At 69.2% G+C, this 25590-nt stretch carries 28 protein-coding genes; 18 read left to right on the top strand and 10 right to left on the bottom strand.

Annotated features, from left to right (window positions below):
* Positions 1 to 21: 21 nt before the first annotated feature.
* The gene (locus AC1RRS_RS04235) at positions 22 to 1008 is read right to left on the bottom strand and encodes a 2-hydroxyacid dehydrogenase (RefSeq protein ID WP_487291348.1); all 987 of its coding nucleotides are present in this window, start codon (positions 1006 to 1008) and stop codon (positions 22 to 24) included.
* Positions 1009 to 1080: 72 nt separating this feature from the next.
* On the opposite strand from AC1RRS_RS04235, the gene AC1RRS_RS04230 reads away from it, so the two are divergent.
* The 8 genes from AC1RRS_RS04230 (at position 1081) to AC1RRS_RS04195 (ending at position 6954) form a co-directional block, all read left to right on the top strand.
* Complete coding sequence (locus AC1RRS_RS04230; RefSeq protein WP_487291346.1) at positions 1081 to 1626, top strand: SH3 domain-containing protein; 546 nt, start codon at positions 1081 to 1083, stop codon at positions 1624 to 1626.
* Between the two features lie 107 nt (positions 1627 to 1733).
* Positions 1734 to 2249 carry a 3-hydroxyacyl-[acyl-carrier-protein] dehydratase FabA gene (gene fabA, locus AC1RRS_RS04225; RefSeq protein ID WP_110119995.1) on the top strand — a complete coding sequence of 172 codons (516 nt, stop codon included), beginning with the start codon at positions 1734 to 1736 and terminating at the stop codon, positions 2247 to 2249.
* A 68-nt stretch (positions 2250 to 2317) separates the two neighbouring features.
* Positions 2318 to 3532, top strand: coding sequence for a beta-ketoacyl-ACP synthase I (fabB, locus tag AC1RRS_RS04220; protein WP_492854084.1), 1215 nt, complete (start codon positions 2318 to 2320; stop codon positions 3530 to 3532).
* Between the two features lie 76 nt (positions 3533 to 3608).
* Entirely contained in the window at positions 3609 to 4487 is an 879-nt protein-coding gene (locus AC1RRS_RS04215; protein WP_492854083.1) for a hypothetical protein, read from the top strand.
* Positions 4488 to 4515: 28 nt separating this feature from the next.
* Complete coding sequence (locus AC1RRS_RS04210) at positions 4516 to 5439, top strand: phytanoyl-CoA dioxygenase family protein (RefSeq protein ID WP_492854082.1); 924 nt, start codon at positions 4516 to 4518, stop codon at positions 5437 to 5439.
* Positions 5440 to 5504: 65 nt separating this feature from the next.
* On the top strand, positions 5505 to 6320 hold the full coding sequence (locus tag AC1RRS_RS04205; RefSeq protein WP_492854081.1) for an enoyl-ACP reductase FabI: 816 nt from the start codon (positions 5505 to 5507) through the stop codon (positions 6318 to 6320).
* Positions 6321 to 6406: 86 nt separating this feature from the next.
* Positions 6407 to 6640 (top strand): ribbon-helix-helix domain-containing protein, encoded by a 234-nt coding sequence (locus AC1RRS_RS04200; RefSeq protein ID WP_492854080.1) that lies wholly within the window; start codon positions 6407 to 6409, stop codon positions 6638 to 6640.
* Positions 6637 to 6954: a type II toxin-antitoxin system RelE/ParE family toxin gene (locus AC1RRS_RS04195; protein ID WP_492854079.1), complete on the top strand. Its 318-nt coding sequence runs from the start codon at positions 6637 to 6639 to the stop codon at positions 6952 to 6954. Before AC1RRS_RS04200 ends, AC1RRS_RS04195 begins: the two co-directional genes overlap by 4 nt.
* Here the strand turns inward: AC1RRS_RS04195 and AC1RRS_RS04190 are convergent, their stop codons facing one another.
* From AC1RRS_RS04190 to AC1RRS_RS04175, 4 genes are all read right to left on the bottom strand, one after another.
* Positions 6955 to 7563, bottom strand: coding sequence for a TetR/AcrR family transcriptional regulator (locus AC1RRS_RS04190; protein ID WP_487291338.1), 609 nt, complete (start codon positions 7561 to 7563; stop codon positions 6955 to 6957).
* Positions 7563 to 9155 (bottom strand): DHA2 family efflux MFS transporter permease subunit, encoded by a 1593-nt coding sequence (locus AC1RRS_RS04185; protein ID WP_492854078.1) that lies wholly within the window; start codon positions 9153 to 9155, stop codon positions 7563 to 7565. Before AC1RRS_RS04185 ends, AC1RRS_RS04190 begins: the two co-directional genes overlap by 1 nt.
* A gap of 12 nt (positions 9156 to 9167) precedes the next feature.
* Positions 9168 to 10283 carry an HlyD family secretion protein gene (locus AC1RRS_RS04180; protein WP_492854077.1) on the bottom strand — a complete coding sequence of 372 codons (1116 nt, stop codon included), beginning with the start codon at positions 10281 to 10283 and terminating at the stop codon, positions 9168 to 9170.
* A gap of 307 nt (positions 10284 to 10590) precedes the next feature.
* The gene (locus AC1RRS_RS04175; RefSeq protein ID WP_492854076.1) at positions 10591 to 12402 is read right to left on the bottom strand and encodes a DUF885 domain-containing protein; all 1812 of its coding nucleotides are present in this window, start codon (positions 12400 to 12402) and stop codon (positions 10591 to 10593) included.
* 142 nt (positions 12403 to 12544) lie between these two features.
* On the opposite strand from AC1RRS_RS04175, the gene AC1RRS_RS04170 reads away from it, so the two are divergent.
* Complete coding sequence (locus tag AC1RRS_RS04170) at positions 12545 to 13534, top strand: TraB/GumN family protein (protein ID WP_492854075.1); 990 nt, start codon at positions 12545 to 12547, stop codon at positions 13532 to 13534.
* A gap of 23 nt (positions 13535 to 13557) precedes the next feature.
* Positions 13558 to 13950, top strand: coding sequence for a VOC family protein (locus AC1RRS_RS04165; RefSeq protein ID WP_492854074.1), 393 nt, complete (start codon positions 13558 to 13560; stop codon positions 13948 to 13950).
* Between the two features lie 158 nt (positions 13951 to 14108).
* On the opposite strand, the gene AC1RRS_RS04160 is transcribed toward AC1RRS_RS04165, so the two are convergent.
* Positions 14109 to 14906: a MipA/OmpV family protein gene (locus AC1RRS_RS04160; protein ID WP_492854073.1), complete on the bottom strand. Its 798-nt coding sequence runs from the start codon at positions 14904 to 14906 to the stop codon at positions 14109 to 14111.
* Between the two features lie 372 nt (positions 14907 to 15278).
* On the opposite strand from AC1RRS_RS04160, the gene ffh reads away from it, so the two are divergent.
* The 3 genes from ffh to rimM all read left to right on the top strand — a co-directional run bounded on the left by ffh (position 15279) and on the right by rimM (position 18083).
* Entirely contained in the window at positions 15279 to 16802 is a 1524-nt protein-coding gene (gene ffh, locus AC1RRS_RS04155; protein WP_110121191.1) for a signal recognition particle protein, read from the top strand.
* Between the two features lie 24 nt (positions 16803 to 16826).
* Positions 16827 to 17342 (top strand): 30S ribosomal protein S16, encoded by a 516-nt coding sequence (rpsP, locus tag AC1RRS_RS04150; RefSeq protein WP_110121190.1) that lies wholly within the window; start codon positions 16827 to 16829, stop codon positions 17340 to 17342.
* Between the two features lie 168 nt (positions 17343 to 17510).
* Complete coding sequence (rimM, locus tag AC1RRS_RS04145; protein WP_492854072.1) at positions 17511 to 18083, top strand: ribosome maturation factor RimM; 573 nt, start codon at positions 17511 to 17513, stop codon at positions 18081 to 18083.
* 5 nt (positions 18084 to 18088) lie between these two features.
* Here rimM and AC1RRS_RS04140 read toward each other — a convergent pair whose 3' ends face one another.
* The 3 genes from AC1RRS_RS04140 to AC1RRS_RS04130 are packed head-to-tail and all read right to left on the bottom strand — an operon-like array spanning position 18089 to position 20604.
* On the bottom strand, positions 18089 to 19201 hold the full coding sequence (locus AC1RRS_RS04140; protein WP_492854071.1) for a dipeptidase: 1113 nt from the start codon (positions 19199 to 19201) through the stop codon (positions 18089 to 18091).
* A 50-nt stretch (positions 19202 to 19251) separates the two neighbouring features.
* Positions 19252 to 19758: a MarR family winged helix-turn-helix transcriptional regulator gene (locus AC1RRS_RS04135; protein WP_492854070.1), complete on the bottom strand. Its 507-nt coding sequence runs from the start codon at positions 19756 to 19758 to the stop codon at positions 19252 to 19254.
* Between the two features lie 51 nt (positions 19759 to 19809).
* Complete coding sequence (locus AC1RRS_RS04130; RefSeq protein ID WP_492854069.1) at positions 19810 to 20604, bottom strand: alpha/beta hydrolase; 795 nt, start codon at positions 20602 to 20604, stop codon at positions 19810 to 19812.
* Between the two features lie 127 nt (positions 20605 to 20731).
* Here AC1RRS_RS04130 and thpR point away from each other — a divergent pair, with 127 nt between their 5' ends.
* The 5 genes from thpR to AC1RRS_RS04105 all read left to right on the top strand — a co-directional run bounded on the left by thpR (position 20732) and on the right by AC1RRS_RS04105 (position 25139).
* The gene (gene thpR, locus AC1RRS_RS04125; protein ID WP_487291318.1) at positions 20732 to 21271 is read left to right on the top strand and encodes an RNA 2',3'-cyclic phosphodiesterase; all 540 of its coding nucleotides are present in this window, start codon (positions 20732 to 20734) and stop codon (positions 21269 to 21271) included.
* A 273-nt stretch (positions 21272 to 21544) separates the two neighbouring features.
* Positions 21545 to 22009, top strand: a complete 465-nt coding sequence (locus AC1RRS_RS04120) for a DUF4126 family protein (protein WP_492854068.1) — start codon at positions 21545 to 21547, stop codon at positions 22007 to 22009.
* Positions 22009 to 23403, top strand: coding sequence for an FAD-containing oxidoreductase (locus tag AC1RRS_RS04115; RefSeq protein WP_492854067.1), 1395 nt, complete (start codon positions 22009 to 22011; stop codon positions 23401 to 23403). Before AC1RRS_RS04120 ends, AC1RRS_RS04115 begins: the two co-directional genes overlap by 1 nt.
* A gap of 94 nt (positions 23404 to 23497) precedes the next feature.
* Positions 23498 to 24076, top strand: a complete 579-nt coding sequence (locus AC1RRS_RS04110; protein ID WP_492854066.1) for a TetR family transcriptional regulator — start codon at positions 23498 to 23500, stop codon at positions 24074 to 24076.
* A 28-nt stretch (positions 24077 to 24104) separates the two neighbouring features.
* Positions 24105 to 25139: an NAD-dependent epimerase/dehydratase family protein gene (locus AC1RRS_RS04105; RefSeq protein ID WP_492854065.1), complete on the top strand. Its 1035-nt coding sequence runs from the start codon at positions 24105 to 24107 to the stop codon at positions 25137 to 25139.
* Here AC1RRS_RS04105 and AC1RRS_RS04100 read toward each other — a convergent pair.
* On the bottom strand, positions 25073 to 25522 hold the full coding sequence (locus AC1RRS_RS04100; protein ID WP_492854064.1) for a MerR family transcriptional regulator: 450 nt from the start codon (positions 25520 to 25522) through the stop codon (positions 25073 to 25075). The two genes, AC1RRS_RS04105 and AC1RRS_RS04100, sit on opposite strands and share 67 nt — an antisense overlap.
* Positions 25523 to 25590 lie beyond the last annotated feature (68 nt).

The raw sequence follows: 25590 nt of genomic DNA, 5'->3' as shown, positions 1-25590 counted from the left end.
TCCGCCGCCGAAGGCTCTCGCCTACAGCATCGCCGGGATGACGCGGTCGGGCGGACGGTGGCCGTCCATGAAGGTCTTCACGTTGACGATGACCTTCTCGCCCATGTCGATGCGGCCCTCGACCGTGGCCGAGCCCATGTGCGGCAGCAGCACCACGTTGGGCAGCTTCAGCAGTTTGGGATTGATGGCCGGCTCGTGCTCGTAGACGTCCAGGCCCGCGCCGGCGATCTCGCCGCGCGCCAGCATGTTGGCCAGGGCCCCCTCGTCGATGACCTCGCCGCGGGCGGTGTTGACGACGATGGCGTGCGGCCGCAGCAGCTTCAGCCGGCGGGCCGACAGCAGGTGGTAGGTGGCCGGGGTGTGCGGGCAGTTGATCGAGATGATGTCCATCCGGGCCAGCATCTGGTCGAGGCTTTCCCAGTAGGTGCAGCCCAGCTCCTCGGCGATGCGCGGACTGACGGGCTTGCGGTTGTGATAGTGCACCTGCATGCCGAAGGCCTTGGCGCGGCGGGCCACGGCCTGGCCGATGCGGCCCATGCCGACGATGCCCAGGCGCTTGCCCCACAGGCGGCGGCCCAGCATCCAGGTCGGCGACCAGCCGTGGAAATCGCCGGCCTTCACCACCTCGGCCCCCTCGACCACGCGGCGCGCGGCGGCCATGATCAGGGTCATGGTCAGGTCGGCCGTGTCTTCGGTCAGGACGCCGGGGGTGTTGGTGACGATGATGCCGCGGGCGTTGGCCGTGGCGACGTCGATATTATCGACCCCGGCCCCGAAATTGGCGATCAGCTTGAGCCGGTCGCCGGATCGCGACAGAAGGCGCGAGTCGATCCGATCGGTGATGGTGGGCACCAGCACGTCGGCTCGTCCCATGGCGTCGACGAGCTCGTCGGGCGTCAGGGGCTTGTCGGCCAGATTCAGTTCTGTGTCGAACAGCTCGCACATCCGCGTCTCGACGGGATCGGGCAGCTTGCGCGTGACGACGACTTTGAGCTTGCGAACGGGCATGGGCGGTCTGAAAAGCCTTCCCTGACGGGCGTTCTAAATCTGTAGCAAAGGGGCCGGAAGCGGCCAAGCAACATGCCGGTGAAAAGCAAACATCGTTCGCTTGGTGGTTTTCGCGGCTTGGGCGGTCTGATCGCGGTCGCCGCCCTGCTGGCGGCGGGCGCCGCGCTCGCCCAGCCGCCGACCACGACCCCGTCGGGCCTGCCGGTGCCGCGCTACGTCGTGCTCAAGTACGGCGAGGTCAACGCCCGCCAGGGTCCGGACGAGGATCACCGCCTGCTGTGGATCTACAAGGCCAAGGGCCTGCCGGTGCAGGTGGTGGCCGAAACCCGCGAGTGGCGCAGGATCTGCGATCCCGAGGGCGGGCTGGCCTGGGTGCACAAGCGCACCACCGACGGCCGCCGCACCGCGATGCGCGTGCAGGACGCTCCCCTGCCCCTTCATTCTTCGCCCAAGGCCGAGTCGCGGATCAGCGCCTATCTGCGCGGCCGCTCGATCGCCACGCTCGACAAGTGCGAGAAGGGCTGGTGCCGCCTGAAGGCCGACGGAGCGTCAGGCTGGGCGCCGGAGGACCAGTTCTGGGGCGCCAAGGAGGCGCTGCAGTGTCCAGAAGCGCGCTGACCCGGACGATATTCGCCCTAAAAGAGCGACTTGAACGGGCGGTCCTCACCAATTGTCGCCGAATGTAACATTGAGGCCCGCCCCGCCGCCGTGCTAGGGGCGTTCCCATGCAAAAGAGCGCCTACACCTTCGAAGAGCTCCTGGCCTGCGGCCGGGGCGAATTGTTCGGACCCGGCAACGCCCAGCTGCCCGTGCCGCCGATGCTGATGTTCGATCGCATCGTCCGCATCGAGGCCGACGGCGGCGCGCACGGCAAGGGCTACATCGAAGCCGAATTCGACATCAATCCGGACCTCTGGTTCTTCGGCTGCCACTTCATCGGCGACCCGGTGATGCCCGGCTGCCTGGGCCTGGACGCCCTGTGGCAGCTGGTCGGCTTCTTCCTCGGCTGGTCCGGGGCCCCCGGCCGCGGCCGCGCCCTGGGCGTCGGCGAGGTGAAGTTCACGGGCCAGGTCACGCCGGACATCAAGAAGGTGGTCTACAAGATCGACCTGAAGCGTGTGATCATGCGCAAGTTGGTCATGGGCATCGCCGACGGCGTTCTGGAAGCCGACGGCAAGGTCATCTACGAAACCAAGGACCTCAAGGTCGGCCTGTTCACGGCCGAACAGATGGCGGGTTGATCCAACCGGCTAGCCGGCCGTTCTGCAAGGAGCCGGCTCCGGCGGATCGGGGAGAAAGAGGTACTGATATGCGTCGCGTCGTCGTCACGGGACTGGGCGTCGTCTCGTCCATCGGCAACAACGCCAACGAGGTGCTGGCTTCGCTGCGCGAAGCCAAGTCGGGCGTGGTCGCCGCACCGGAATACGCCGAGCTCGGCTTCCGCTGCCAGGTGCACGCCGCGCCTCAGATCGAATGGGAAGGCCTGGTCGATCGCCGGGCCGCGCGCTTCCTCGCGCCCGGCACGGCCTACGCCCATATCGCCATGGAGCAGGCGATCGCGGATTCCGGTCTCGAAGAGTCCGAGATTTCCAACGAGCGCACCGGCCTGATCGTCGGTTCGGGCGGCCCGTCCACCCGCGTCATCGTCGAGGCCGCGGCCACGACCAAGGAACGCGGTCCCAAGCGGATCGGTCCGTTCGCGGTGCCCAAGGCCATGAGCTCGGGTCCGTCGGCGGTGCTGTCGACCTGGTTCAAGATCCGCGGGATCAACTATTCGATCAGCTCGGCCTGCGCGACCAGCGCCCACTGCATCGGCGCGGGCGCCGAGCAGATCCAGCTGGGCAAGCAGGACATCGTCTTCGCTGGCGGCTGCGAGGAGCTGGACTGGACCCTGTCGAACCTGTTCGACGCCATGGGCGCCATGAGCAGCAACTTCAACGACCGCCCGGCCGTGGCCAGCCGCGCCTACGACAAGGACCGCGACGGCTTCGTGATCGCCGGCGGCGCCGGGATCGTCGTGCTCGAGGAATACGAGCACGCCAAGGCGCGCGGGGCCAAGATCTATGGCGAGCTGATCGGCTACGCCGCCAATTCCGACGGCTACGACATGGTCGCTCCGTCGGGCGAAGGCGCGGCCCGCTGCATGAAGCTGGCGATCGCCGAGACCGGCGGCCGCACCATCGACTATCTGAACCCGCACGGCACCTCGACGCCGGTCGGCGACAGCAAGGAGATGGGCGCGGTGCGCGAGGTGTTCGGCGACAAGGCGCCGCTGATCTCGTCGACCAAGTCGCTGACCGGCCACAGCCTCGGCGCGGCCGGCGCCCAAGAAGCGATCTACTCGATCCTGATGCTCAAGAACGGCTTCGCGGCCGAGAGCGCCAACATCGAGAACCTCGACCCCGAGTTCGCCGACCTGCCGATCCTGCGCCAACGCTCTGACAAGCCGCTCGACGCGGTGATGTCCAACAGCTTCGGCTTCGGCGGCACCAACGGCACGCTGATCTTCGGCCAGGTCGACTGACCTGATCCGGGCCGCCGCGATCGACAAGGTTCGCGGCGGCGCCCGCCGCCTGTGGTCCATGGCGGATGGACCCGGCGTGGCCGTGGTCCGGTCGGCAGGCGCCTCGCCCCTGCCGGCCTTCCGCCCGCTCGACGGGGCCTGGGCCGAGATCTGCCGGGCCGCCGCCGATCCCGCCTCGCGCCTCGAAGCCCGCCTGCCGGCCCTGATCGCGGCCGGCGCCCTGCCCTACGGTTTGGTCGGCGACAGCCACGGCCGCCTGCTCTGCCGGCGCGGCCTGCGCGATGGTCGCTGGCTGCTGCCGATCTGGAGCCTGGAGACCGGCGCCTCGGCTCGCGGCCTCGCGGGCGATGGCGGCCGGTCCGGCGCGGGCCCTCGCGTCCGCGCCGCCCTCGCCCGCCTGCTGGCGATCGACGGTCTGCCGATCCTCGCCAAGTTCGGCCAGGTCGACATCGAGTTCGTGCACCCCTTCAAGCGGCTGGCGGCCGGCGCCCTGGCCTTCGACGACGCCGAGTTCGACGCCTTCGCGGACGAGACGATCGCCCGCTACGTCGCGTTCCTGGTCGATGCGGTTCCGGTCGGCCAACGGTCCCGCGTGCGGGTGATGTCGCTGTTCCCGCCTACCCTGTCCGACGCCGCCTGGCGCGCCGGCTACGTCAACGGCCACATCGTCGACCAGCATGGTCCGGCCGGCCAGGAACTGGCGGCGGCGCTGGTCGGGCTGGAGATCCCCGACCTGGCGCGACGCACCGCGCTGCATCGCCGCGTCGGCCAGCGCCTGCGCCAGGCTGTCGAGGCCGAGGGCCTGACGTTCGTCGACGATGTGACGCCGTTCCTGGGTGCGGACGGGCTGGTCGATCCCGCCCTGCTCGGTCCGGTCGCCAGCCGCGACCATCATCTCGACTTCCGCGCTTCGCGCGATGCGATGCTTGACCGGATCTGGTCGATCGTCGATTGAGTATCGCCACGGTTCGGGGCGTTACGAAATGTCATCTCGTGTTGCGGGCGCGGCGGCGCAGGCGGTTTCCGCTCCCTGGATCGACGCCGGGGATCTCGAGGCTCGTCTGGCCCTTACCGACGCGCCCGAGGCGCACAAGGCCTTCGCCCGCGACCTGGCCCGCGACGGCCTGGCGATCATCGACCTCGGCGACGACCTGCTGGACCTCTGCGACCGCATCGACGCCGAGACCGCCCACCATTTCGAGAGCGGCGCGACGCGGGTGCACGACGCCTGGCGGCGGTCGGCGGCCATCCGGCGTGTCGCCACCCATCCGGAGATCCTGGCGCGCCTGGCCCTGGCCTATGGTCGCGAGCCGTTCCCGTTCCAGAGCCTGAATTTCCACCGCGGCAGCCAGCAGGACGTCCACGCCGACACCCTGCATTTCCATGCAGAGCCCGGCGGCTTCATGTGCGGCGTCTGGCTGGCGCTCGAGGATGTGCGGCCCGAGGCGGGTCCCCTCGTCTACTACCCCGGCAGCCACCGCCTGCCGGTGCTGACCATGGCGGAAGCCGGCGCCGAGGACGGCGCGACGACGGCGGCCAACTACAACGACCTCTACGCCCCGGCGATCCGGCGGCAGCTCGACGAGGCCGGGCTGAAGCCGAGCCTGGCCATGCTCAAGAAGGGCCAGATCGCGGTGTGGGCGGCCAATCTCGCCCATGGGGGCTCGAAGATGCTCGACCCGGCCTCCACGCGGCGCTCGCTGGTGCTGCACTACTATTTCGAGGACTGCATCTACTACACGCCGATGCTGTCGACGAAGGACCGCCAGGCGCGCCGCCTGCCCGCCGACATCGCCACCGGCGGCTGGCGCTGGCCGCGCCGCGCGGGCCGCCGGGTGGCGGTTCCGGCCAAGCAGCTGGCGGCCGCGATCGTCTACCGGCTGACCCGCCACACGCCGCGTTTCTAGGGCGCCGGGGTTCCGTCGTCGCGACGGGACTGCTAACCAGCGGCCAAAGATCAAGGAGCCGACCGATGGCCGACGACTACGCATTCCCCAAGGGCGAGCTGATGGCGGGCAAGAAAGGCCTCGTCATGGGCGTGGCCAATCACAACTCCATCGCCTGGGGCATCGCCAGCCAACTGGCCGCCCAGGGCGCCGAAATGGCCTTCACCTATCAGGGCGAAGCGCTGGAGCGCCGCGTGCGCCCGCTGGCCGAGAGCATCGGCGTCAACACCCTGATCCCGGCCGACGTCACCGACGACGCCTCGATGGACGCGGCCTTCGCCGCCGTCGAGGAGAAGTTCGGCACGATCGACTTCGTGGTGCACTCGGTGGCCTTCGCCAACAAGGACGAGCTGAAGGGCTCGTTCGTCGACAACACCACCCGCGAGGGCTTCCTCACGGCGATGAACATCTCGGCCTTCAGCTTCGTCGACGTGGCCAAGCGCGCCGCCAAGATCATGCCGAACGGCGGCTCGCTGATCACCATGACCTATCTGGGGTCGGAGCGGACCATCCCGAACTACAACACCATGGGCGTGGCCAAGGCCGCCCTGGAAGCGGCGACCCGCTACATCGCCCGGGACCTCGGTCCCAAGGGCATCCGCTGCAACGCCATTTCGGCCGGCGCCATGCGCACGCTTGCTCTCGCAGGCATCGCCGGCGGCCGCGGCATGATCGCCCAGGGCCGCGCCTTCAGCGCCATGAAGGAAGACACCTCGATGGAAGGCGTCGCCGGCGCCGCCCTGTGGCTGGTCTCGGACCTTGGCCGTTCGACCACGGGCGAAGTCGTCCATGTCGACGCCGGCTTCCACATGATGGGCATGCCCGACGAAGCCGAGGGCTGATCCCCTTCGGTTCTCGCTGACGAACGGGCCCGGTGGAGTGATCCGCCGGGCTTTTTCGTGGGGGGCGACAGTGTTAGCGTAGGCGCATGAGCACGCTGAACATCGCTCTACCCGAGACGCTCCAGGCCTTTGTCGAGGAGCAGACCGCCGCTCAAGGCTACGAGGGCGAGGCCGACTATGTGCGCGAACTGATCCGGCGCGAGCAGGATCGCGAGACCTTCAGAGCAAAGGTGCTTGAAGGCGCTCAATCGCCTCTCGGTCCCCCCGCCGATGACGCTTACTTCGACGAACTGCGCGCCAGGGCCATAAGAGGCCAGTGACCGCCAAACCGGTCGTCCCCACCGTCAAGGCCAGAGCCGATATCAACGCGACGTTCGAATGGTATTTGCGGGAAGCGGGATCGTCCGCCGCCGTCGGTCTCGTTGATGCCCTGCAGAACGCCTACCGAGCCATTGCCGCTCGTCCGGCGGCCGGATCGCCACGCTACGCCCACGAACTGAAGTGGCCCGGTCTTCGGACGTGGCCGCTCAGGCGCTATCCGTACCTGGTGCTTTACGTCGAGCAGTCCGATCAAATCGAGATCTGGCGCGTGTTTCACACCAGACAGGACATACCCGCCTGGATGCGGCGATAGCTAAGGCGCGTACGCTCGCATGAACCGCGCCGCCGCCGCCGCCGCCTGGGCGTCGAACTGGGCCGGGGTGCGGTCGGACGGCAGGCGGAGCAGGGCGCGCAGCTGGCTGTGGCCCAGGACCATGCCGGCGAAGAACTCGGCGGCCTGTTCGGGGTCGTCGACGGCCAGGCGGCCGAGCCTGGTCTCGGTCTCCAGGAACACCGCCAGCTGGCGGCGGGCCTGGCGGGGGCCGGCCTCGAACACCTCGTTGGCGACGTCGGGCATCTCGCCCGCGCCCTGGATGATCACCCGCAGCACCGAATAGCCGTTGGTGGTGATCACCGTCTCCAGCATCGAACGGGCGAAGGCCTCCAGGGCCTCTTGCGGATTATCGACCGCGCCCGGCTCGTGCAGCGGCGCGGTGATGCGGGCCACCCGGCGGGCCATCAGCGCCTTCACCAGCTCGGCCTTGGAGCCGTAGTGGTTGTAGACCGTCTGCTTGGAGACCCCCGCGCGGCGGGCGATCTCCTCCATCGGGGCGGAAAGGCCGCGCTGGCCGATCACCTCGACGGCGGCGTCGAGGATGGCTTCGGTCTTGGCGACGTCGATCTGGCCGGCGATCCTGGGCATCAGTGGGCGTCCGAAGGCGGAGGCGGCAGCACCTTGGGCGGGGCCGCCAGCAGGCTGACCACGGCGGCGGCGAAGCAACCGTAGGCCAGCAGGGTGAAGCTGTCGCCGAAGGCCAGCACGGTTGACTGCTGGGTGAGCATCTGGCCGATCGCCTTGCGCGCCGCGCCGTCCGGATCGGTGACGCCCAGCTGCTGCATCCGCGCGGCCAGGCCCGCCATCATGGTCGAGGTCTCGCCGCCGGCCATCACCTTCGACGACATGTCGTTGAAGTAGAGGGCGGTCTGCTGGGTGATGCTGGTGGCCAGCAAGGCCAGGCCGATGGCGCCGCCGGTGTTGCGCGCCAGGTTCACGAGGCCGGAGGCGTTCTTGACCATGTGCTGGGGCAGGGTGCTCATCGTGATCTGCTGGGTGGCGATCATCGCGATCATGACCCCGACGCCGCGACAAGCCTGGACCCCGGCGAATTCCCAGAAACCCCAATTTTTGGTCACGCCGTGGGCCATGTACATGCCCCAGCCCGCTAGCAGGAAGCCGATGCACATGGGGATGCGCGGATCCATCTTGCGCACGATGCGGCCGGCGACCGGGCCTGTGGCGAACATCGACAGGCCCGAAATGACCATGGTCGTGCCCACTTCCGAGGCCGAATAGCCCCGCACGCGGCTCAGGAACTGCGGCAACAGGAAGGTGCCGCCGAACAGGCTGGCGCCCGAGATCGCGGTCATCAGCACGCCGATGCTGAAGTTGCGGTTGGCGAAGGCCCTAAGCTCGACGATCGGGTTCTTGTAGGTCAGCTGCCGCCAGATGAAGACCACGCCGGTGGTCACCGCCACGACGGTCAGGCCCAGGATCAGGTCGTCGTCGAACCAGTTCTCCTTGGCGCCTTCCTCCAGCACGTACTGCATGCTCATCAGGAAGGCGGCCATGACCGCCAGGCCCGTCCAGTCGAAGCCCTTGGCCAGGCTCGGATCGCCCTTGTCGAAGTCGCCCCACTTGGCGACCGCGAACAGCACCAGGATCCCGGGCGGGACGTTGATGAAGAAGAGCCAGCGCCAGCTCAGCCACTCGGTCAGGTGGCCGCCCAGGGTGGGGCCGACGGTCGGGGCCAGGGTGACGATCAGGCCCATGATGACGCTGGCGGTGATCCGGCGCTCGGGCGGGAAGGCGGTGAAGGCCACGGCGAACACCGTCGGGATCATCGCCCCGCCGATGAAGCCCTGCAGGGCCCGCGTCAGGATCATCATGTCGATCGACGAGCTGAGGCCGGTGGCCACGCTCATGACGATGAAGCCCAGGCACGAGGCCATGTAGAGGCGCTGGGTGCCCCACAGCCGCGACAGATATCCCGACAGCGGGATCATCACGACCTCGGGGATCAGATAGGCGGTCTGGATCCAGCTGACCTGGTCGGTGCTGGCCCCGACGCCGGCCTGGATCTGCGGCAGCGAGGCGGCCACGATCTGGATGTCGAGGATGGCCATGAACTGGCCGATGACCATGGCCCCGAAGCCGAGGAACAGCTTGGTCCAGTCGACCTCGCCCGCCGGTTTTGCGGCCGGCTTGGCGGAGGCGGGGAGGGCGGCGTCGGTCACGACGGCGCGGCCTTAGCGGCTTTGAGCCGGGTGCGGGGCGTCCTGGCGGGCGACCTGCGGTCCCTGGGCGGCGTCGGCGAACGAGGCGCCCGAACGGTCGCGAACATCGACCTTGACCTCGACCGACAGGCCGGGGCGCAGGGCCGCGCCCAGCTTGCTGCGGTCGACGACGATCTTCACCGGCAGGCGCTGGGTGATCTTGGTGAAGTTGCCGACGGCGTTCTCGACCGGGATCAGGGCGAACTCCTGACCCGTGGCCGGGGCGAAGCTGTCGACCTTGCCGACGATCTTCTGCTTGCCGAAGGCGTCGGCCTTGATCTCGACCGGCTGGCCGATGCGCAGGCGCGAAACCTGGGTTTCCTTGAAATTGGCGACGATGAAGCTCTGGCCCAGCGGCACGACCGACATCAGCGACGTGCCCGGCTGCACCAATTGGCCCGGACGCACGCTGCGGGCGCCGACCACGCCGGCGGCGGGGGCGCGGATCACGGTGCGTTCCAGGTCGAGGCGGGCCTGGTCGACGGCGGCGTGGGCCGCGGCGGCCTGGGCGATGCTTTGGGCGCGGGCCGAGCCCAGCGCGCCGGCGGTGCGGCGCTCGGCCTCGAGGGCGGCCTGGGCGCTGGCGACGGCGGCGTCCGACTGCTTGGCGCCGGCGCGTTCGGTCTGGACCTTCTGCTGCGACACCCAGCCCTGCTTGGCCAGGGCGTCGTAGCGCTCGAAATCGGCGCGGGCCCGGCCGGCGTCGGCCTGGGCGCTGCTCACGCCGGCCTGGCGCTGCTGGATCAGGGCCTGTTCGAGGATGGCCTTGTCGTCGACGCTCTTGATGGCGGCGTCGAGGGCCGCGGCGTTGGCGATCGCCTGGTCCAGCTTGGCCTGGAAGGTCGAGGGATCGATCTTGGCCAGCACCTGGCCGGCCTCGACCCGCTGGTTGTCGGCGACCAGAACCTGCGCGACATAGCCGGTGACCTGCGGGCTGACCGAGACCGTGTCGGCCTGGACGAAGGCGTTGTCGGTGCTCTCGAAGCGCTGCTTGTCGATGTACCAGAACACGCCGCCGACCAGGATGGCCGCGCCGGCGACGCCGGCGACCAGCAGCGGAACCAGCTTCTTCTTCTTCGCCTCGGCCATGGCCTGATCCTGCAAGAAAGGAGGGCGTCCGGACGGGGCGATTATTCGCCTGGCGGACGCGTCGCGGGATAAATGGACGACTTCGTCCAAAAATCAAGCGACTTCCAGCGCGTCATTGTGCGGCGCCGCATGGTTACTTGCGAGCGGGGCGAGGACAGGCGCCGTTCAGCCGCTCCACCCTCCGTAAAATCCCCGCGAAAGCGGGGACCCAGGTGTTTTATCGTCGAGCGCGGCGGGTTGCAGAAAAAGCCTGGGTCCCCGCTTTCGCGGGGATTTTACGGGGAGGGTCCTGCCAGGCTTTGCCGGGTCAGCCCGCCTTCTTCTCCGCGATCCACGCGTCCACCTGCGTCTCCAGCACGTCCAGCGGCACGGCGCCGTTCTTGAGCACCGCGTCGTGGAAGCCGCGAATGTCGAACTTCGGGCCCAACGCCGTCTCCGCTCGCGCCCGCAGTTCGCGGATCTTCAGCTCGCCCAGCTTGTAGGCCAGGGCCTGGCCGGGCCAGGTGATGTAGCGGTCGACCTCGGCCTCGATGTTGGTGCGGGTCAGGGCCGTATTGTCGAGCATGAAGGCGATGGCCTGGTCGCGGGTCCAGCCCTTGGAATGAATGCCGGTGTCGACCACCAGCCGGCAGGCGCGCCACATCTCGTAGGAGAGGCGGCCCATGTCCTTCTCGGGGGTGTCGTAGAGGCCCATCTCGATGCCCAACCGCTCGGAATAGAGGCCCCAGCCTTCGACGAAGCCGGTGAAGAAGGCCGCGTTCTTGCGGAACTCCGGCAGGTCCAGCTCCTGCTGCAGCGAGATCTGGTGGTGATGGCCGGGCACGGCCTCGTGCACCGTCAGGGCCGGCATCTCGTAGAGCGGCCGCTGGTCCAGGTGCGTGGTGTTGACGAAATAGACCCCCGGCGCGCCGGTGCTGGCGAAGCCGGCGCTGTAATAGGCGGTGGTGTTGCCCTCGGCGATCTCGGCCGGGATCTCGCGCACGGTGTAGGGCAGGCGGGGCAGGGTTCCGAACAGCTTGGGCATCCAGCCGTCGATGGTCTTGGCCAGGAACGTCGCCTCGCGCATCAGCTCGCCCGGGGTCTTGGCGTAGTATTTCGGGTCCGTGCGCAGCTTCTCGATGAAGGCCTTGCGGTCGGGCGCGATGCCGCTCTTCTTGGCCACCTCGTCCATCTCGGCGCGGATGCGGGCCACTTCCGAAAGGCCCAGCTGATGGATCTCCTCGGGCGTCTTGGTCGTCGTGGTCATCACCCGCACCTGGTAGGCGTACCAGGCGGCGCCTTGGGGCAGGGCCGAGGCGCCGATGCTGGTCCGGCACTTGGGCGCGTAGTCCTTCTCGTAGAAGTCCGACAGGGCCTGGTAGGCGGGATTGACCTTGGCCGTGATCGCCGCCTTGGCCCGGGCTTGCATGGCCGCCCAGTCGGCGTCGCTGATGGTCGAGGGCTTCTTGGCCTTGAACGGCTTGTAGAAGGTCGAGGCCTCCGGGTCCCTGGCGATGGAGGCGGTGATCGTCGCGCCGAAGGCCTTCATCGGCTCGCACGGCTGGACGTAGCCCTTGTTCAGGCCCGCCCGGACCGTCTCGATCGAGGCCTTGTTGTAGGCCGGATAGAGGTCGAGCCGAGTCAGGTAGCTGTCGTAGTCGGCCTTGGTGAAGAACGGCAGCATGTCGGGCAGGGCGGCGAAATACTGGTGCCAGCTGCCGATGCTGGAGAACAGCATGGTGCGCTGGCCGAACCCATTGCCCTCGACCTGCTCGCTCAGCATCCGGTGCAGGATCGCCTTGTTGACCCGGTCGGCCGGCGACAGGCCCGCATCCGAGATGGCGTCGAGGCGCTTGAGGAAGGCGGCGGCCTCGGCGGCGCGGCGGTCGGCGAAGGCCAGGGAAGGATCGTCCAGCTGGTCGTCGTAGGTGCGGACGCCGAGCAGCGTGGCCTGTAGCGGCGAACCCTTCAGCCACCAGGCCCAGTGCTCGTCGATCAGGGTCTTCAGGGCCTGGGTGGCAGAAGAAGGCGTGGCGGGAGAAGGAGCGGCGGCCGCGGCAGGCGTCTGGGCCAGGGTCGGCGAAGCGACCGTTCCGACCAGGACGGCGGCCACGCAGGCCGCGCTCATCAATCCGCGCATGTTTCCCCCTCCAGGATCGCCGAACAGCGCAGGCAGACAGCCATGCGTCGGCCGTCCCGCGCAAGACAGACCCCCTTCAGGCCCCCGTTTCGCCATCCGCCGACGCGCATTATGTCTGCGTGCCTACCCAGGAGAACGACGCATGGCCGCCAAGACCGCCCGGATCGCCGCCGTCGCCGCGCTCGCCTTCGCCGTTTCGGTTCCGGCCCTGGCCCAGACACCGCCGCCGTCTCCAACCGTCGAGCTGCAACCGGCCGATCCCGGCAGCGCGGTGGTCGAGGAACTGCTGGTCGTGGCCCGGCCGCCGGGGCCGGCCCTGTGGCTGGTCGAGAAGAACGGCGCCAAGCTCTACGTGCTCGGTTCGGCCGCGCCGCTGCCGCACCAGCTGAAGTGGGAAAGTCCGCGCCTCAACCGCGCCCTCGACCAGGCCAGCCTGGTGCTCGTCCCGCCCGAGGCTTCGGTGGGGCCGATGCAGATCACCAAGTTCGTGCTGACCGGCGGGGGCGGGGTGCGCCAGGGCTTCGGCAAGAAGCTGGAAGACCGCCTGCCGCCTGATCTGAAGGACCGCTTCGTCAAGGCCCGCACCCAGGCCAGGCGCACGGCCGTGCCCTACAAGGACTGGAAGCCGGCCGTGGCGGGCTTCATCCTGCTGTCCGACTTCCGCCAGGCCGCCGGTCTTTCGGAGGCCAAGCCGGTCAGCACCATCGAACGCATGGCCAAGGCCAAGGGCGTCAAGGTCAAGGCGATGAGCCAGTATCGCCTGGGTCCGGTGCTTTCCAGCGCCGGCAAGCTGTCGGACGAGGCCAACCTCGCCTGTCTGCGCGACGCCCTCAACGAGATCGACTACGAGGCCCCGCGCTGGAACACCCTGGGCCGCGACTGGGCCGACGGCGACATCGCCGCCGTTCGCGCCCGCTACTCGTCCAGCGCCGCCCAGCGCTGCCTGCTGCGCGCGCCGGGCGGGGCGGGCCTGCTCGACGATCAGATCGGCCAGTCGGCCAAGGCGCTGTCGGAGGCCCTCAGCCGTCCCGGCGTCACGGTGGCGGTGGTCGACCTGGCCTTTCTGCTGCCGAGCAATGGCGTGCTGGATCGTCTGAAGGCCCAGGGCGCGACGGTGACCTCGCCGAACTAGGGCCGAACCAGGAGACCCCCGCCATGCGCCTGATCGGCCTCGACCACCTCGTCCTGCGGGTCAGGGACCCCAAGGCGATGGAGCGCTTCTATGTGGATGTGCTCGGCTGCACGGTGGAGAACCGCCAGGACGCGGTCGGCCTGACCCAGCTGCGGGCCGGCGCCCAGCTGATCGACCTGGTCGACGTCGCCGGACGTCTAGGCCTGATGGGCGGTGCGGCTCCGGGCGTCGAAGGTCGCAACCTCGATCACTTCTGCCTGCGGGTGGAAGGCTTCGACGCAGGCGAGATGCGGGCCTATCTGGAGGCCCGCGGCGTCGCGGTCGGCGCCGAGGGCCTGCGCTACGGCTCGACCGGCGAGGCAGTGTCGATCTACCTCGCCGACCCCGAGGGCAACGGGGTGGAACTGCGGGGGTAGGGGGCGACGGTCATCTCGCAGTGCGGCTGGGACGCTACCAAAACCCGTAGAATCCCCGCGAAAGCGGGGACCCAGGCTTTTTCTGAAACGCGTGGCGCTAGACGATAAAACACCTGGGCCCCCGCTTTCGCGGGGGTTTTACGGAAGAAAAGCCGAACCTACCGCCCGATGAAGCGCCGCACGACGATCAGGCCGCCGCGGTATTCGTCCTGCTGGCCATAGCGCTCGGTCAGCGGGCTGTCGGCGGCCTCGCCCAGGATGCGCTCGTAGTTGGCGAAGGTCCCGACCGCATACTTGTCGCCGATCGGGGTCATCATCAGGAAGGCGACGCCCACCTGGTTCAGCCCGGCCTTGGGGTCGTACTGGGCGAGGGTCGGCACGGCCGCCACGTCCTTGGCCGACACGCCGTAGAAGGTGCGATTGGTGTTCTTGTCGCCGCCGCGGGCGTAGACCATCGACTGCAGCAGGCCCACGGGCGTGACGTCCTGGCGCGACACCGAGCCCCAGAAGTCCCAGCCGTCGGAGACGCCAGTGACGTCGCGGCCGATGCGGCCGCCAACCACCCAGTCCTTCCAGGTGCGCTTGTAGGCGTAGAGCGCCAGGTCCGCGCCGGTGTCGGGGCTCTCGATGCCGCTCGAGGTGTCGTCCGGACCGCCCCAGCGCGGGCGCAGTTGCACGCCGGCGCGGAAGTCGTCCTGCTTGACGACGTTGTAGCCCAGGCCGTCGAGGCCGTTGGCGTAGACCTTGTCCTTCCAGGTGGCGCTGCCCCAGAGGGTGAAGTTGGTCTTGTGCGGGTCCTTGCCGCCCGGGCTGAAGCCGTAGACGGGACCGCCGCCGACATCGACCTCCCAGGTCGAGGGCGCTTCGATGTCCTTGTAGGGCAGGGCTTGAGCCAGGGCGCTGGCGGGCAGGGCGAGGGCGACCGCCATCACGGCGGTCAGGCGCTTGGTCGACATGGAGTCCTTGCGATCAAACCAGAAGAAACGGGACCCCAATCCCTGACCGCATCCCGTCGAACGCGTTCGATGAAGCCCATAATCCTCCGCAGGCGGAAAGGCAAAGGCTCGGCATTCCTTGTCGGAGCGGTTCCGGCCGCACCGTGTCTTCCCGGCCGCAGCCCCGCAAGCGACTCGAAATCCTTGCATTTTCCACAGCCGCCCGGCATAAGCGCCCACTTCCGGCGCTTTATCAGCAGCGCCTCCACCGTCACGACCCCGCCCCGGTAGCCCGGGATCCCATGCGGACGAGGACGGCGAGGACCCCCGTCGACGTTATCGTCCACGGGGGCTGATGGCGTTTGGAGCCTTTGTTTCTAACGCGGGTTCGACATGTTCGACGGGCTTACAGAGCGACTTTCAGGGGTCTTCGACCGCCTCGGCGGTCGTGGCGTGCTGTCCGAAAAGGACATCGACGAGGCCCTGCGCGAAGTCCGCGTCGCCCTGCTGGAAGCCGACGTCGCCCTGCCGGTGGTCAAGGACTTCATCGCCAAGGCCAAGGAAAGCGCCGGCGGCGAAGCCGTCATCCGTTCGGTCAAGCCGGCCGACCAGGTGGTCAAGATCGTCTATGACGGCCTGGTCGACATGCTGGGCGGGGAAGTCCCCACCGGCCTGAACCTGGCGCTGAACCCGCCCACCATCATCCTGATGGCCGGCCTGCAAGGCTCGGGCAAGACCACCACCACCGGCAAGCTGGCGCTGCGTCTCTCCAAGACCGAGCGCAAGAAGGTTCTGGTCGCCTCGCTCGACACCCGCCGCCCGGCGGCCATGGAGCAGCTGGCGACCCTGGCCCAGCAGGTCGGCGTCGAAAGCCTGCCGATCGTCGCCGGCCAGAGCGCCGTCGACATCGCCAAGCGCGCCATGACGGCCGCCCGCCTCAGCGGCTACGACGTCCTGATCCTCGACACCGCCGGCCGCACCACGCTGGACGAGGCGATGATGAGCGAAGCGGCGGAAATCGCCCGCATCGCCAATCCGTCCGAGACCCTGCTGGTCGCCGACAGCCTGACCGGCCAGGACGCCGTGCGCACGGCCAAGGCGTTCCACGAGCGCCTGCCGCTGACCGGCCTGATCCTGACCCGCGCCGACGGCGACGGCCGAGGCGGCGCGGCGCTGTCGATGCGCCACGTCACCGGCCTGCCGATCAAGTTCCTCGGCGCCGGCGAGAAGATCGACCAGCTCGACGTGTTCGACGCCCGTCGCGTCGCCGGCCGGATCCTGGGCCAGGGCGACGTCGTCGCGCTGGTCGAGAAGGCCGCCGCCGACCTCGACGCGGCCGAAGCCGAGCGCATGGCCAAGAAACTGGCCAAGGGCCAGTTCGACCTCAACGACCTGTCGGCCCAGCTTTCGCAGATGCAGAAGATGGGCGGCATGGAAGGCATCATGGGCCTCCTGCCGGGCGTCCAGAAGGTCAAGAAGCAGATCGCCGACAGCGGCATCGACGACAGCATCTTCCGCCGCCAGCAGGCGATCATCAGCTCGATGACCAAGCTGGAGCGCAAGAAGCCCGACGTGCTGGCCGCCTCGCGCAAGCGCCGCATCGCGGCCGGCGCCGGCGTCGACGTGGCCGAGGTCAATCGCCTGCTCAAGCAGCACCGGCAGATGGCCGACATGTTCAAGTCGATGAGCAAGGACGGCGGCAAGGGCCTGGCCCGCATGGCCGGCATGCTCGGCGGCGGCGACATGGCCCGTTTGAAATCCCTCGGCGGCGGCAAGGCGCCCGCGGCCGATCCCAACGCGACGGGAGGCCAAGGCCTTTCGGGGCTGCCCGGTCTGCCGGGCCTCGGGGGCGGGGCCAACCCGCTCTCCGGCCTGGGCGGCCTGCCGCCCGGCTTCAATCCGTTCAAGAAAAAATAGACTTCAAATCCAAGGACTAATGCAATGCTGAAGATCCGTCTCGCCCGTGGCGGCGCCAAGAAGCGTCCGTACTACTCGATCGTCATCGCCGACAGCCACTCGCCGCGCGATGGCCGCTTCATCGAGAAGGTCGGCACCTACAACCCGCTCCTCAAGAAGGACGACCCGGCTCGCGTGACCCTGAAGGTCGAGTCGATCCAGGAGTGGCTCAAGAAGGGCGCCCAGCCGACCGACCGCGTCGCGCGCTTCCTGGCCGCCCAAGGCCTGTCGACCTGGACCGCCGGCAACAACCCGAACAAGGGCGAGCCGGGCAAGAAGGCCAAGGAACGCACCGCCGAGCGCGCCCAGCGCGAAGAAGAGCGCGCCGCCGCCGAAGCCCAGGCCAAGGAAGACGCCAAGGCCGCCGCCGCCGCCGCCGCTGAAGCCGCCGCCGCCGCGGCCGCCGAAGCCGCCGCTGCTCCGGCTCCGGCCGAAGAGGCTCCGGCTGCTGAAGAAGCCCCGGCCGCCGAGGCCCCGGCTGAAGAAGCTTCGGAAGGCTAAGGGATACGGCGCCGCTCTCCTCGTGAGGGCGGCGCCATTCTCTTCTCTACCCCTACGACCGGCCTGAGCCTGCCAATTGGCAGGCTTTCGTTCTTCTAGAGCGCGCCCGGGCGGGTTAACCGCGCACACTTAACCCTGGCGCGCTCTATCCCGGAAAGTCTCCCGTCGATGCCCATCTCTCCCGATGACCCGTTGATCCTGGTCGGCCGCGTGGCCGGCGGCTTCGGCGTGCGCGGCGAGGTGCGGATCTCGACCTATACCGAGGAGCCGATGGCCCTGAAGGGCTTCAAGCGGCTTCTGCGCCAGGACGGTTCGACCGCCCTGAGCATCGGCTCGGCTCGTCCGGTCAAGGACGGCCTGATCTGCCGCTGCGCTGAAATCACCACCAAGGAAGCCGCCGACGCCCTGCGCGGCCTCAAGCTGTTCGTCCCCCGCTCGGCTCTGCCCGAGCCGGACGAGGACGAGTTCTACCTCACCGACCTGATCGGCCTGGCCGTGCGCCACGTCGCCACCGGCGAGGACCTGGGCAAGATCAAGAGCGTCCAGGACTTCGGGGCTGGCGACCTGCTCGAGATCACGCCTCCGCTCGGCGGCCAGACCTGGTACCTGCCCTTCACCCGCGCCGCAGCGCCGGAAGTGAAGCTGGCCGAACGCGTCGTGCTGATCGATCCGCCGAACCTGGTGGGCGAACCCGAAGGCCCTTCGGAAGAAGACCCGGCGGAAGACGCTTTCGAGGACTGAGGTCCTCAGCCGGTCCAGGTCTCGTTGAAGACCCGCTGGAAATTGCCGCCCAGCACCTTTTCCACCACCCGCGCCTTGTAGCCCCGCTTCGAGAGGGCGTCGGCGATGATCGCGCAGCGGTCGGGCCGGTTCAGTTCGGTGACGAACGGCGGCGGTCCTTCGCCCGGGGCGGCGACGCCGGCGGCCTTGCGATCCTCCAGGCTCTTGTTCCACTCCGCCATGCTCTCGGGCGAGGTGTCGAAGGGCCATAGCAGGGCGTCGCTGCCGATGCCGACATGGTCTTCGCCGCACACCTTCAGGGCGTGGGTCAGGTGGGCCAGATAGACCTCCAGCGACGGCTGGGCCGGCGCGGTCGTCAGGTAGCTCAGCTCGTAGATCCCGATCACCCCGTCGCGGTCGGCCAGTTCGCGCATCAGGTCGTCGGACTTGTTGCGCGGATGGGCGTGCACGGCGCTGCAGCCGGCGTGGGTGATCAGCACGGGCCGGTCGGAGGCTTCGATGGCGGCCAGGCTAGACTTTTCGTCGCTGTGGCTGACGTCGATGGTCACGCCCTTGGCGTTCATCCGCGCCACCGCCTGGCGGCCCAGGGCGGTGAGGCCCGTGGACTCCTTCGACATCGTGCCCGAGGCGAACGGGGTGGTGCGGTTGTAGCTGAGGCCCATGATCAGCACTCCGAGGTCGCGGAACTGATCGATGGCGGCCAGATCCCCCTCCAGCATCTCGGCCGCCTCGAACGAATAGATTACGCCCAGCCGGCCCGAGGCCTTGGCGCGGGCGAAGTCGGCCGGGCCGGCGACCTTCATGTAGAGGTCGGGGTTCAGGGCGATGGCCTTGTCGAAGCCGGCGATGCTTTCGACGACCTCGGCGTGGGTCTCGCCGCCCGAACCGCCGATCGTCATCTTGGCCGCCGTCAGGCCCGAGGCCTTGATCTGGTCGCGGGTCTCCTTGTCCAGCGGCTTTTCGTCGTCGAAGGGCAGGAGCAGGTTGCCGTTGATCACGACGGCGTCGCGATAGAGGTCGGCGGCGGAGAGCGTCTTCGGGGCCGCGGCGAAGGCGGGCCGCGGCAGGCAGGCCAGGGCGGGCAGGGCGCCCAGCAGGGCGCGTCGGGTGGGGGTCATGACCAGCGATCTCCGTTCGGCGGCCATTTATGTAGGTGCCTACATATCTGTCAATCGGTAGGCTCGCGCGCCGTCATCCGGGCCATGATCCGGTCGAACATCGACCGGTCCTGCAAGGCGTCGTCGAGGCGGTCGAGCAGGCGGGTGACCTCGCCAGCCTCGGTGTCGAGTTCGCGCGCGGCGGCGTTGAAGGCGTCCCACAGCGGGGTCAGCCGCGCCGCCAGGGTCCTGCCCTCGTCGGTCAGGTCCAGCAGGCGCCGGCGGCCGTCGTCGGGCGCGGCGACCGAGGCGACGACCCCGGCCTTCTCCATCGACCGGCTGGTCTCGCTGACCGAGGCGTGGGTGATGTGCAGGATGGCGGCGATCTCGCCCACGGCCATCGGTCGGCCATGCTCGATCAGCTGGCGCATCACGCCGTACCAGCGCTGCTCGAAGCGCACGCCGTGGGCCGCGTAGACCCGGGCGCCGTCCCGGTCGAGGCGCTCGGACGCCCGCCGCAGTCGCGCGGCCAGGGCCGCGCCGCCGAAGCCGCGGCTGTAGTCAGGATCGTCGGACATCACCAATCCTTATCCAAGCGCGCCACCATCGGCCAGCGGCGGCTTCCGGCGCTAGCCCCCTGCCTTGCGGACCATCCAGTCGGCCGCAAGGCCCGGCCAGGCGCCCTGCGGACCGTCGAGTTCGCGCAAGGCGAAGCCGTGCGGGGCGGTTCCGAAGACGTGGGCGTCCAGATCGAGCTTCAGGTCGCGGGCGGTCCTGATGAAGTTCAGCGCGTGTTCGACCGGCACCGCCTCGTCGAGCAGGGCGTAGGCCAGGAACACCGGGCAGGCCGGCACGCCGTGCGGCTGCGCGGCGATGCCGATCGGCCAGGCGTCGTAGAAGGCCTGCTTCTCCACCGGCGGATAGTCGGGTTTGCCGGCCGGGGCCTTGTAGTCCTTGTGGTTGGCGTTGATCGGGGCGTAGGCGATCAGCACGCCGGCCGCATCGACGCCCGGCTGGCAGGCGATGGTTCCGGCCAGGTGTCCGCCCGACGACAGGCCAATGACGAACAGCGGCAGGTCGCGCGGGATCGTCTCCAACGCCGACAGGGCGTCGGTCAGGGCGATGTCGGCGGGGTGGGGCTCGCCGGTCGCGGGATCGACCGCGCCGGGCAGGCGGTGGGCCAGGACGTAGGCGTCGTAGCCCAGATCGTTGAGCCACAGGGCGACCTCGACCCCCTCGCGGTCGAGCATCAGCCGCAGATAGCCGCCGCCGGCGCAGACCAGCACCCGGGCCTTGGGCGCCTCGACCTTGAAGGCGTGCAGTTCGGCGCGCGAGACGGTGTCGATCACGCGGTCGGGCCACTGACCTTTGACGAGGTTGGGCGACCCGGCGCTGAGCGCGATGATCTCCGGCGAGCGCGGCATGGAAACGTCCTCGACTGTCGCGGCCGGGGAGGAAGCCGCCGCCCGCCCTTATCGGTTTGTGTTCCCCGGCGGAAGTCCGGGCGGACCTGCATGGACGTCTCGGCCGCCGGGCGTCTAAGCTGGCGGCATGATCCGTCTGTTCACCGCGATCGCCGTGCCGCCCGAGATCGGCGCGCCCCTGCAAGACCGCCAGTCCGGTATCGAGGGCGCCCGCTGGCGGCCGCTGGACGCCTTCCACATCACCCTGCGCTTCATCGGCGACGTGGCCGAGCCCGACGCGGCCGACCTCGACGAGGCTTTGGCGGAGATCCAGGCCCCGGCCTTCGACCTGGAGCTGAAGGGCGCCGGCCATTTCGGCGAGGGTCCCGACATGCACGCCGTCTGGGCGGGGGTGGAGGAGCAGCCCCTGCTGCGCCGCCTGCAGAAGGCCAACGAAAGCGCCGCCCGCCATGTCGGCCTCAAGCCCGAGACCCGCACCTACCTGCCGCACGTCACCCTGGCCTATCTGAAGCGCGCCACGGTTCCCGAGGTCGCCGCCTGGATCCAGCGCAACAACCTGCTGCACTCGCCGGCCTTCCGGGTCGACCGCTTCGGCCTCTATTCCAGCTGGCAGACCCGGGAAGGCTCGGTCTACCGGCTGGAGCGGGAGTACGGACTGGAGGGGTAGTTCTCAATACCTCCCGTCATTCCCGCCCTTGTGGCGGGAAACCCTGCTTCCGCTTGCAGGTGAAGCGCAAGCGGATCGCCGGCGATCCGCCCCACCGGCCCTTGCGGCTGACAGAGGGGTTCCCGCCACAAGGGCGGGAATGACGGGATAAATGGGATAGGCAGGGATCGAAGCACAGCCTTCCGCCAAAGCCGAAACGTCCAAGCCTGCACGCTCCGCTTGCGGTTTGCTCCCAAGGCGCGCCTGATCGCGGCGACGCTCGGGAGTTCTCGCATGACCCTCTACGTCCTCGCCCTGCTGATCGGCGTGATCGCCGGCCTGCGGGCCATGACCGCTCCGGCCGCCGTCGCCTGGGCCGCGCATCTGGGCTGGATCCCGCTGGCGGGGACGCCGCTGGCTTGGCTGGGAAACAACATCGCCGTCTGGATCTTCACCGCCCTGGCGGCGGTCGAGCTGGTCACTGACCAGTTGCCCTTCACGCCCAGCCGCAAGGTTCCGCCGCAGTTCGGGGCTCGCATCGTCAGCGGCGGCTTCTCGGGCGCCGCCATCGGTTTCGCCGGCGGCTCGTGGATCGTCGGGGCCATCCTCGGCGTGGTCGGGGCGGTGATCGGCACTCTGGGCGGGGCCGAGGGCCGTGCCCGCCTGGCCAAGGCCTTCAAGCGCGACACGCCGGCGGCCCTGATCGAGGACGTGGTCGCCCTGGGCGGCGCCTGGCTGATCGTCTCGGCGGTGTCGTGATGGCCGCGCAGGTGTTCGACGCGATCATCATCGGCGCAGGGCAGGCGGGGCCGTCCCTGGCCGGCCGCCTGACCGCCGCCGGCTGGAAGGTGGCCCTGGTCGAGCGCAAGCTGTTCGGCGGCACCTGCGTCAACACCGGCTGCATGCCGACCAAGACCCTGGTGGCCAGCGCCTACGCCGCGCACCTGGCCCGCCGCGCCGCCGACTACGGCGTCGTGCTGCAGGGCCCCGTCGAGATCGACATGAAGGCGGTCAAGGCCCGCCAGCAGACCGTCGTCCACAACGCCCGCGGCGGCGTGGAAAAGTGGCTGAAAGGCATGGACGGCCTCACCGTCTTCGAAGGCCACGCCCGCCTGACCTCGCCCACCACCGTGCAGGTCGGCGAGGCGGTGCTGGAGGCGCCGAAGATCTTCCTCAATGTCGGCGGCCGCGCCAACGTGCCCGACATGCCGGGGGTGAATGACGTCTCCTATCTGACCAACACCGGCATGATGCAGCTCGACGTGCTGCCCGAGCATCTGGTGATCGTCGGCGGCAGCTATATCGGCCTGGAGTTCGCCCAGATGTACCGGCGCTTCGGCGCGGCGGTGACCGTGGTCGAGATGGGGCCGCGCCTGATCGGCCGCGAAGACCCGGAGATCTCCGACACGGTGCGGGAGATCCTCGAGGCCGAGGGCGTCGCCTTCCGGCTCAATTCCGAATGCATCAGCTTTTCGCCCTGTGAGGAAGGCGTCCGTGTCCACGTGTCCTGCCGCGAAGGCGCGCCGGCGGTGGTGGGCTCCCACGTGCTGCTGGCCGTCGGCCGCAAGCCCAATACCGACGACCTGGGCCTCGACGCGGCCGGCGTGACGCTGGACAAGCGCGGCTACATCCAGGTGGACGACGCCCTGCGCACCAATGTCCCGTCGATCTGGGCCATGGGCGACTGCAACGGCCGGGGCGCCTTCACCCACACGGCCTACAACGACTTCGAGATCATCGCCGCCAATCTGCTGGACCCAGAAGCCCATGGGGACCCGCGCAAGGTCACCGACCGCCTGACCGCCTACGCCCTCTATACCGACCCTCCGCTGGGCCGGGTGGGGATGACCGAGGCCGAGGTCCGCAGCAGCGGTCGCCCCGCCCTGGTCGGAACCCGACCCATGACCCGCGTCGGCCGCGCCATCGAGAAGGGCGAGACCCAGGGCTTCATGAAGGTGCTGGTCGACGCCGAGACCAGGCAGATCCTCGGCGCGTCTATCCTCGGCGTCTCCGGCGACGAGGCCATCCATGGCATTCTCGACGTCATGTACGCCAAGGCCCCCTACACGGTGCTCCAGCGCACCGTGCCGATCCATCCGACGGTGTCGGAGCTGATCCCCACGGTGCTGGGCGAGCTGAAGCCGCTGGCCTGAGGGGCGACAGAACGCCGCGAATCCGCGTCCCGGTCTTTACGGATCGCTTGCCCTCGATTTATAACCATCTGGTCGGTTATGAATCGGAGTCAAGATGGGACGCAAACGCGTCATCGACCAGCAGGTCATTCTCGACGCCGCCGAGCGCGTCGTCGCGCGGGACGGCGCGGCCAACCTGACGCTGGACGCCGTGGCCAAGGAGGCCGGGGTCGGCAAGGCGACGGTGATCTACGACTTCAAGACCAAGCAGGCCCTGATTGAGGCGGTGGTCGATCGCTCGTTCGCGGCCGACAACGCCCGCCACGCGGCGCTGGAAGCCGAACTGGCGGGTCAGGACAGCCCCGTCATCCGCGGGCGGATCCGCGGCGGCGCCCATGCCCCGCCCGAGGACTTCCGCGCCGTCGCCCTGAACCTCAGCGCCGCCCTGGTGCTGGACGCCGACCTTCGCCGGAAGATGCAGGCCAACCAGGCCGGCGTGGTCGCCCGGGTGCTCGACACCTCGGCGGCGCCGCGCGGGGCTCTGCTGGCCTATCTCGCCCTCGAGGGCCTGAAGTTCCTCGAGTTCCTAGACTTCCACCACTTCCCGCCGGCCGAGCGCGACAGGATCGTTCGCGAGATCGAATGGCTGTCCTCGGCGACGCCGCAGGACGGCCCGCCGCCGACGGGCGACTGATCCCTCCCCCAAACCGGACTTCAAGACCATGACCAACCCTCCCTCCGCCGCGCTTGGCGCGGCGACGAGCGCGCACGCCTGCCCGCGACGCCTCTTTGTGACCGGCGCGGCCGGCTATGTCGGCCGCAATCTGGTGCGCCGTTTCCTGAACGACGGCGTCGAGGTGGTCGCCCTGGCGCGCAGCCCCGAAGCCGCCGAGCGCCTGCGGGCCCTGGGCGCGATCGCCGTGGTCGGCGACATCCTCGATCCGGGGATCGGCCAGGCCATGGCCGGCTGCGACGCCCTGGTCCACGCGGCCGCCGACACCGACCACGGCCATGGCGGCGCGGCGCAGATGCGCACCAACGCCGAAGGGACCCGGACCGTCCTGCGCGCCGCCCGGGCCGCGGGCGTGCGCCGCGTCGTGCACCTGAGCACGGAGTCGGTGCTGAGCGACGGGCGGCCGCTGAGGAACGTCGATGAGACGAGGTCCTATCCGGCCCGGCCTGCCGGCTCCTATTCCCGCAGCAAGATCGCCGCCGAGAAGATCGCCCTCTCCATGAACGACGAGACTTTCGCGGTGGTGGTCGTGCGGCCGCGCTTCGTCTGGGGGCGCGACGACACGACGGCCCTGCCGACGCTGGTCGAGGCGGCCCGTTCGGGCCAACTGGCCTGGATCGATGGCGGCGGCTATCGGACCTCGACCACCCACATCGACAACCTCTGCCACGGGATCGACCTGGCGCTGCGGGTCGGCCGCGGCGGCGAGGTCTATTTCCTGTCGGACGGCGAGCCGATGGCGTTCCGGACCTTCGTCTCGGCGCTGTTGGAGACGCAAGGCGTGGCGGCGCCGGACAAGGTCGTTCCGCGCGGCGTGGTGCGCGCCGTCGCGGCCGTGGGCGACCTGATCGGCCTGGTCTCGCGGGGCGCAAAGCCCGTGCCGCTGACCCTGCAAGGCTTCGCCGCCTCGGCCGTGGAGGTGACGCTCGACATCGGCAAGGCCCGCCGCGAGCTCGGCTATGCGCCGGTCGTCTCCCTGGCCGAAGGGCTCTCGGAACTGGCGGCCTCGGCGCGGCAGAGATAGTCCTCCAGGCGCGGGACGTCGCCGGGGCGTCCCGCCGCCAGCCAGTCGAGCTTGCCTTGCAGAAAGTCGAGGCCGGCGTCGAGTTCGGCCCGGCGTTGCAGCAGGCGCTCGATCTGCAGGCGCAGCACCTGCGCCGTGCGCTCGTCCCCGCCGCCGCCCGCCCGGTACTCCTCGTTCAGCGCCGCGATCTCCCGCAGCGAATAGCCCAGGGACTGCTGCAGGCGGATCATGCGGGCGGTGGTGACGTCGTCGCGGGTGAAGACCTGATACGGATTGCCGCCGCCCTTGCCGCCCCGTTCGGGCCGCAGCAGTCCCTTGCCGACATAGAACCGGACGGTGTCGACGGGCAGGCCGGCGACGCGGGCGAACTCCGAGATCAGCATGCCGACGGCTCCTTGACCATGGACCATGGTCCACACTTATAGAGCTGTTCGTCACCCATTCGGAGCCT

The sequence above is a fragment of the Caulobacter sp. GW821-FHT12A07 genome (assembly GCF_058807655.1).
Note: the sequence above shows the minus strand (reverse complement) of the source record. Positions and strands in the feature narration are given on the sequence as shown.

Excerpts from the sequence above, each read along its gene's own strand:
- AC1RRS_RS04105 (WP_492854065.1), top strand. The coding sequence starts at position 24,105 with ATGACCAACCCTCCCTCCGCCGCGCTTGGCGCGGCGACGAGCGCGCAC.
- AC1RRS_RS04210 (WP_492854082.1), top strand. The coding sequence starts at position 4,516 with ATGTCATCTCGTGTTGCGGGCGCGGCGGCGCAGGCGGTTTCCGCTCCC.
- fabA (WP_110119995.1), top strand. The coding sequence starts at position 1,734 with ATGCAAAAGAGCGCCTACACCTTCGAAGAGCTCCTGGCCTGCGGCCGG.
- AC1RRS_RS04205 (WP_492854081.1), top strand. The coding sequence starts at position 5,505 with ATGGCCGACGACTACGCATTCCCCAAGGGCGAGCTGATGGCGGGCAAG.
- AC1RRS_RS04230 (WP_487291346.1), top strand. The coding sequence starts at position 1,081 with ATGCCGGTGAAAAGCAAACATCGTTCGCTTGGTGGTTTTCGCGGCTTG.
- AC1RRS_RS04190 (WP_487291338.1), bottom strand. The coding sequence starts at position 7,563 with ATGCCCAGGATCGCCGGCCAGATCGACGTCGCCAAGACCGAAGCCATC.
- AC1RRS_RS04110 (WP_492854066.1), top strand. The coding sequence starts at position 23,498 with ATGGGACGCAAACGCGTCATCGACCAGCAGGTCATTCTCGACGCCGCC.
- AC1RRS_RS04165 (WP_492854074.1), top strand. The coding sequence starts at position 13,558 with ATGCGCCTGATCGGCCTCGACCACCTCGTCCTGCGGGTCAGGGACCCC.
- AC1RRS_RS04135 (WP_492854070.1), bottom strand. The coding sequence starts at position 19,758 with ATGTCCGACGATCCTGACTACAGCCGCGGCTTCGGCGGCGCGGCCCTG.
- AC1RRS_RS04115 (WP_492854067.1), top strand. The coding sequence starts at position 22,009 with ATGGCCGCGCAGGTGTTCGACGCGATCATCATCGGCGCAGGGCAGGCG.
- thpR (WP_487291318.1), top strand. The coding sequence starts at position 20,732 with ATGATCCGTCTGTTCACCGCGATCGCCGTGCCGCCCGAGATCGGCGCG.
- AC1RRS_RS04200 (WP_492854080.1), top strand. The coding sequence starts at position 6,407 with ATGAGCACGCTGAACATCGCTCTACCCGAGACGCTCCAGGCCTTTGTC.
- AC1RRS_RS04235 (WP_487291348.1), bottom strand. The coding sequence starts at position 1,008 with ATGCCCGTTCGCAAGCTCAAAGTCGTCGTCACGCGCAAGCTGCCCGAT.
- rimM (WP_492854072.1), top strand. The coding sequence starts at position 17,511 with ATGCCCATCTCTCCCGATGACCCGTTGATCCTGGTCGGCCGCGTGGCC.
- AC1RRS_RS04175 (WP_492854076.1), bottom strand. The coding sequence starts at position 12,402 with ATGCGCGGATTGATGAGCGCGGCCTGCGTGGCCGCCGTCCTGGTCGGA.
- AC1RRS_RS04100 (WP_492854064.1), bottom strand. The coding sequence starts at position 25,522 with ATGCTGATCTCGGAGTTCGCCCGCGTCGCCGGCCTGCCCGTCGACACC.
- AC1RRS_RS04160 (WP_492854073.1), bottom strand. The coding sequence starts at position 14,906 with ATGTCGACCAAGCGCCTGACCGCCGTGATGGCGGTCGCCCTCGCCCTG.
- AC1RRS_RS04170 (WP_492854075.1), top strand. The coding sequence starts at position 12,545 with ATGGCCGCCAAGACCGCCCGGATCGCCGCCGTCGCCGCGCTCGCCTTC.
- rpsP (WP_110121190.1), top strand. The coding sequence starts at position 16,827 with ATGCTGAAGATCCGTCTCGCCCGTGGCGGCGCCAAGAAGCGTCCGTAC.
- fabB (WP_492854084.1), top strand. The coding sequence starts at position 2,318 with ATGCGTCGCGTCGTCGTCACGGGACTGGGCGTCGTCTCGTCCATCGGC.
- ffh (WP_110121191.1), top strand. The coding sequence starts at position 15,279 with ATGTTCGACGGGCTTACAGAGCGACTTTCAGGGGTCTTCGACCGCCTC.
- AC1RRS_RS04140 (WP_492854071.1), bottom strand. The coding sequence starts at position 19,201 with ATGACCCCCACCCGACGCGCCCTGCTGGGCGCCCTGCCCGCCCTGGCC.
- AC1RRS_RS04180 (WP_492854077.1), bottom strand. The coding sequence starts at position 10,283 with ATGGCCGAGGCGAAGAAGAAGAAGCTGGTTCCGCTGCTGGTCGCCGGC.
- AC1RRS_RS04120 (WP_492854068.1), top strand. The coding sequence starts at position 21,545 with ATGACCCTCTACGTCCTCGCCCTGCTGATCGGCGTGATCGCCGGCCTG.
- AC1RRS_RS04130 (WP_492854069.1), bottom strand. The coding sequence starts at position 20,604 with ATGCCGCGCTCGCCGGAGATCATCGCGCTCAGCGCCGGGTCGCCCAAC.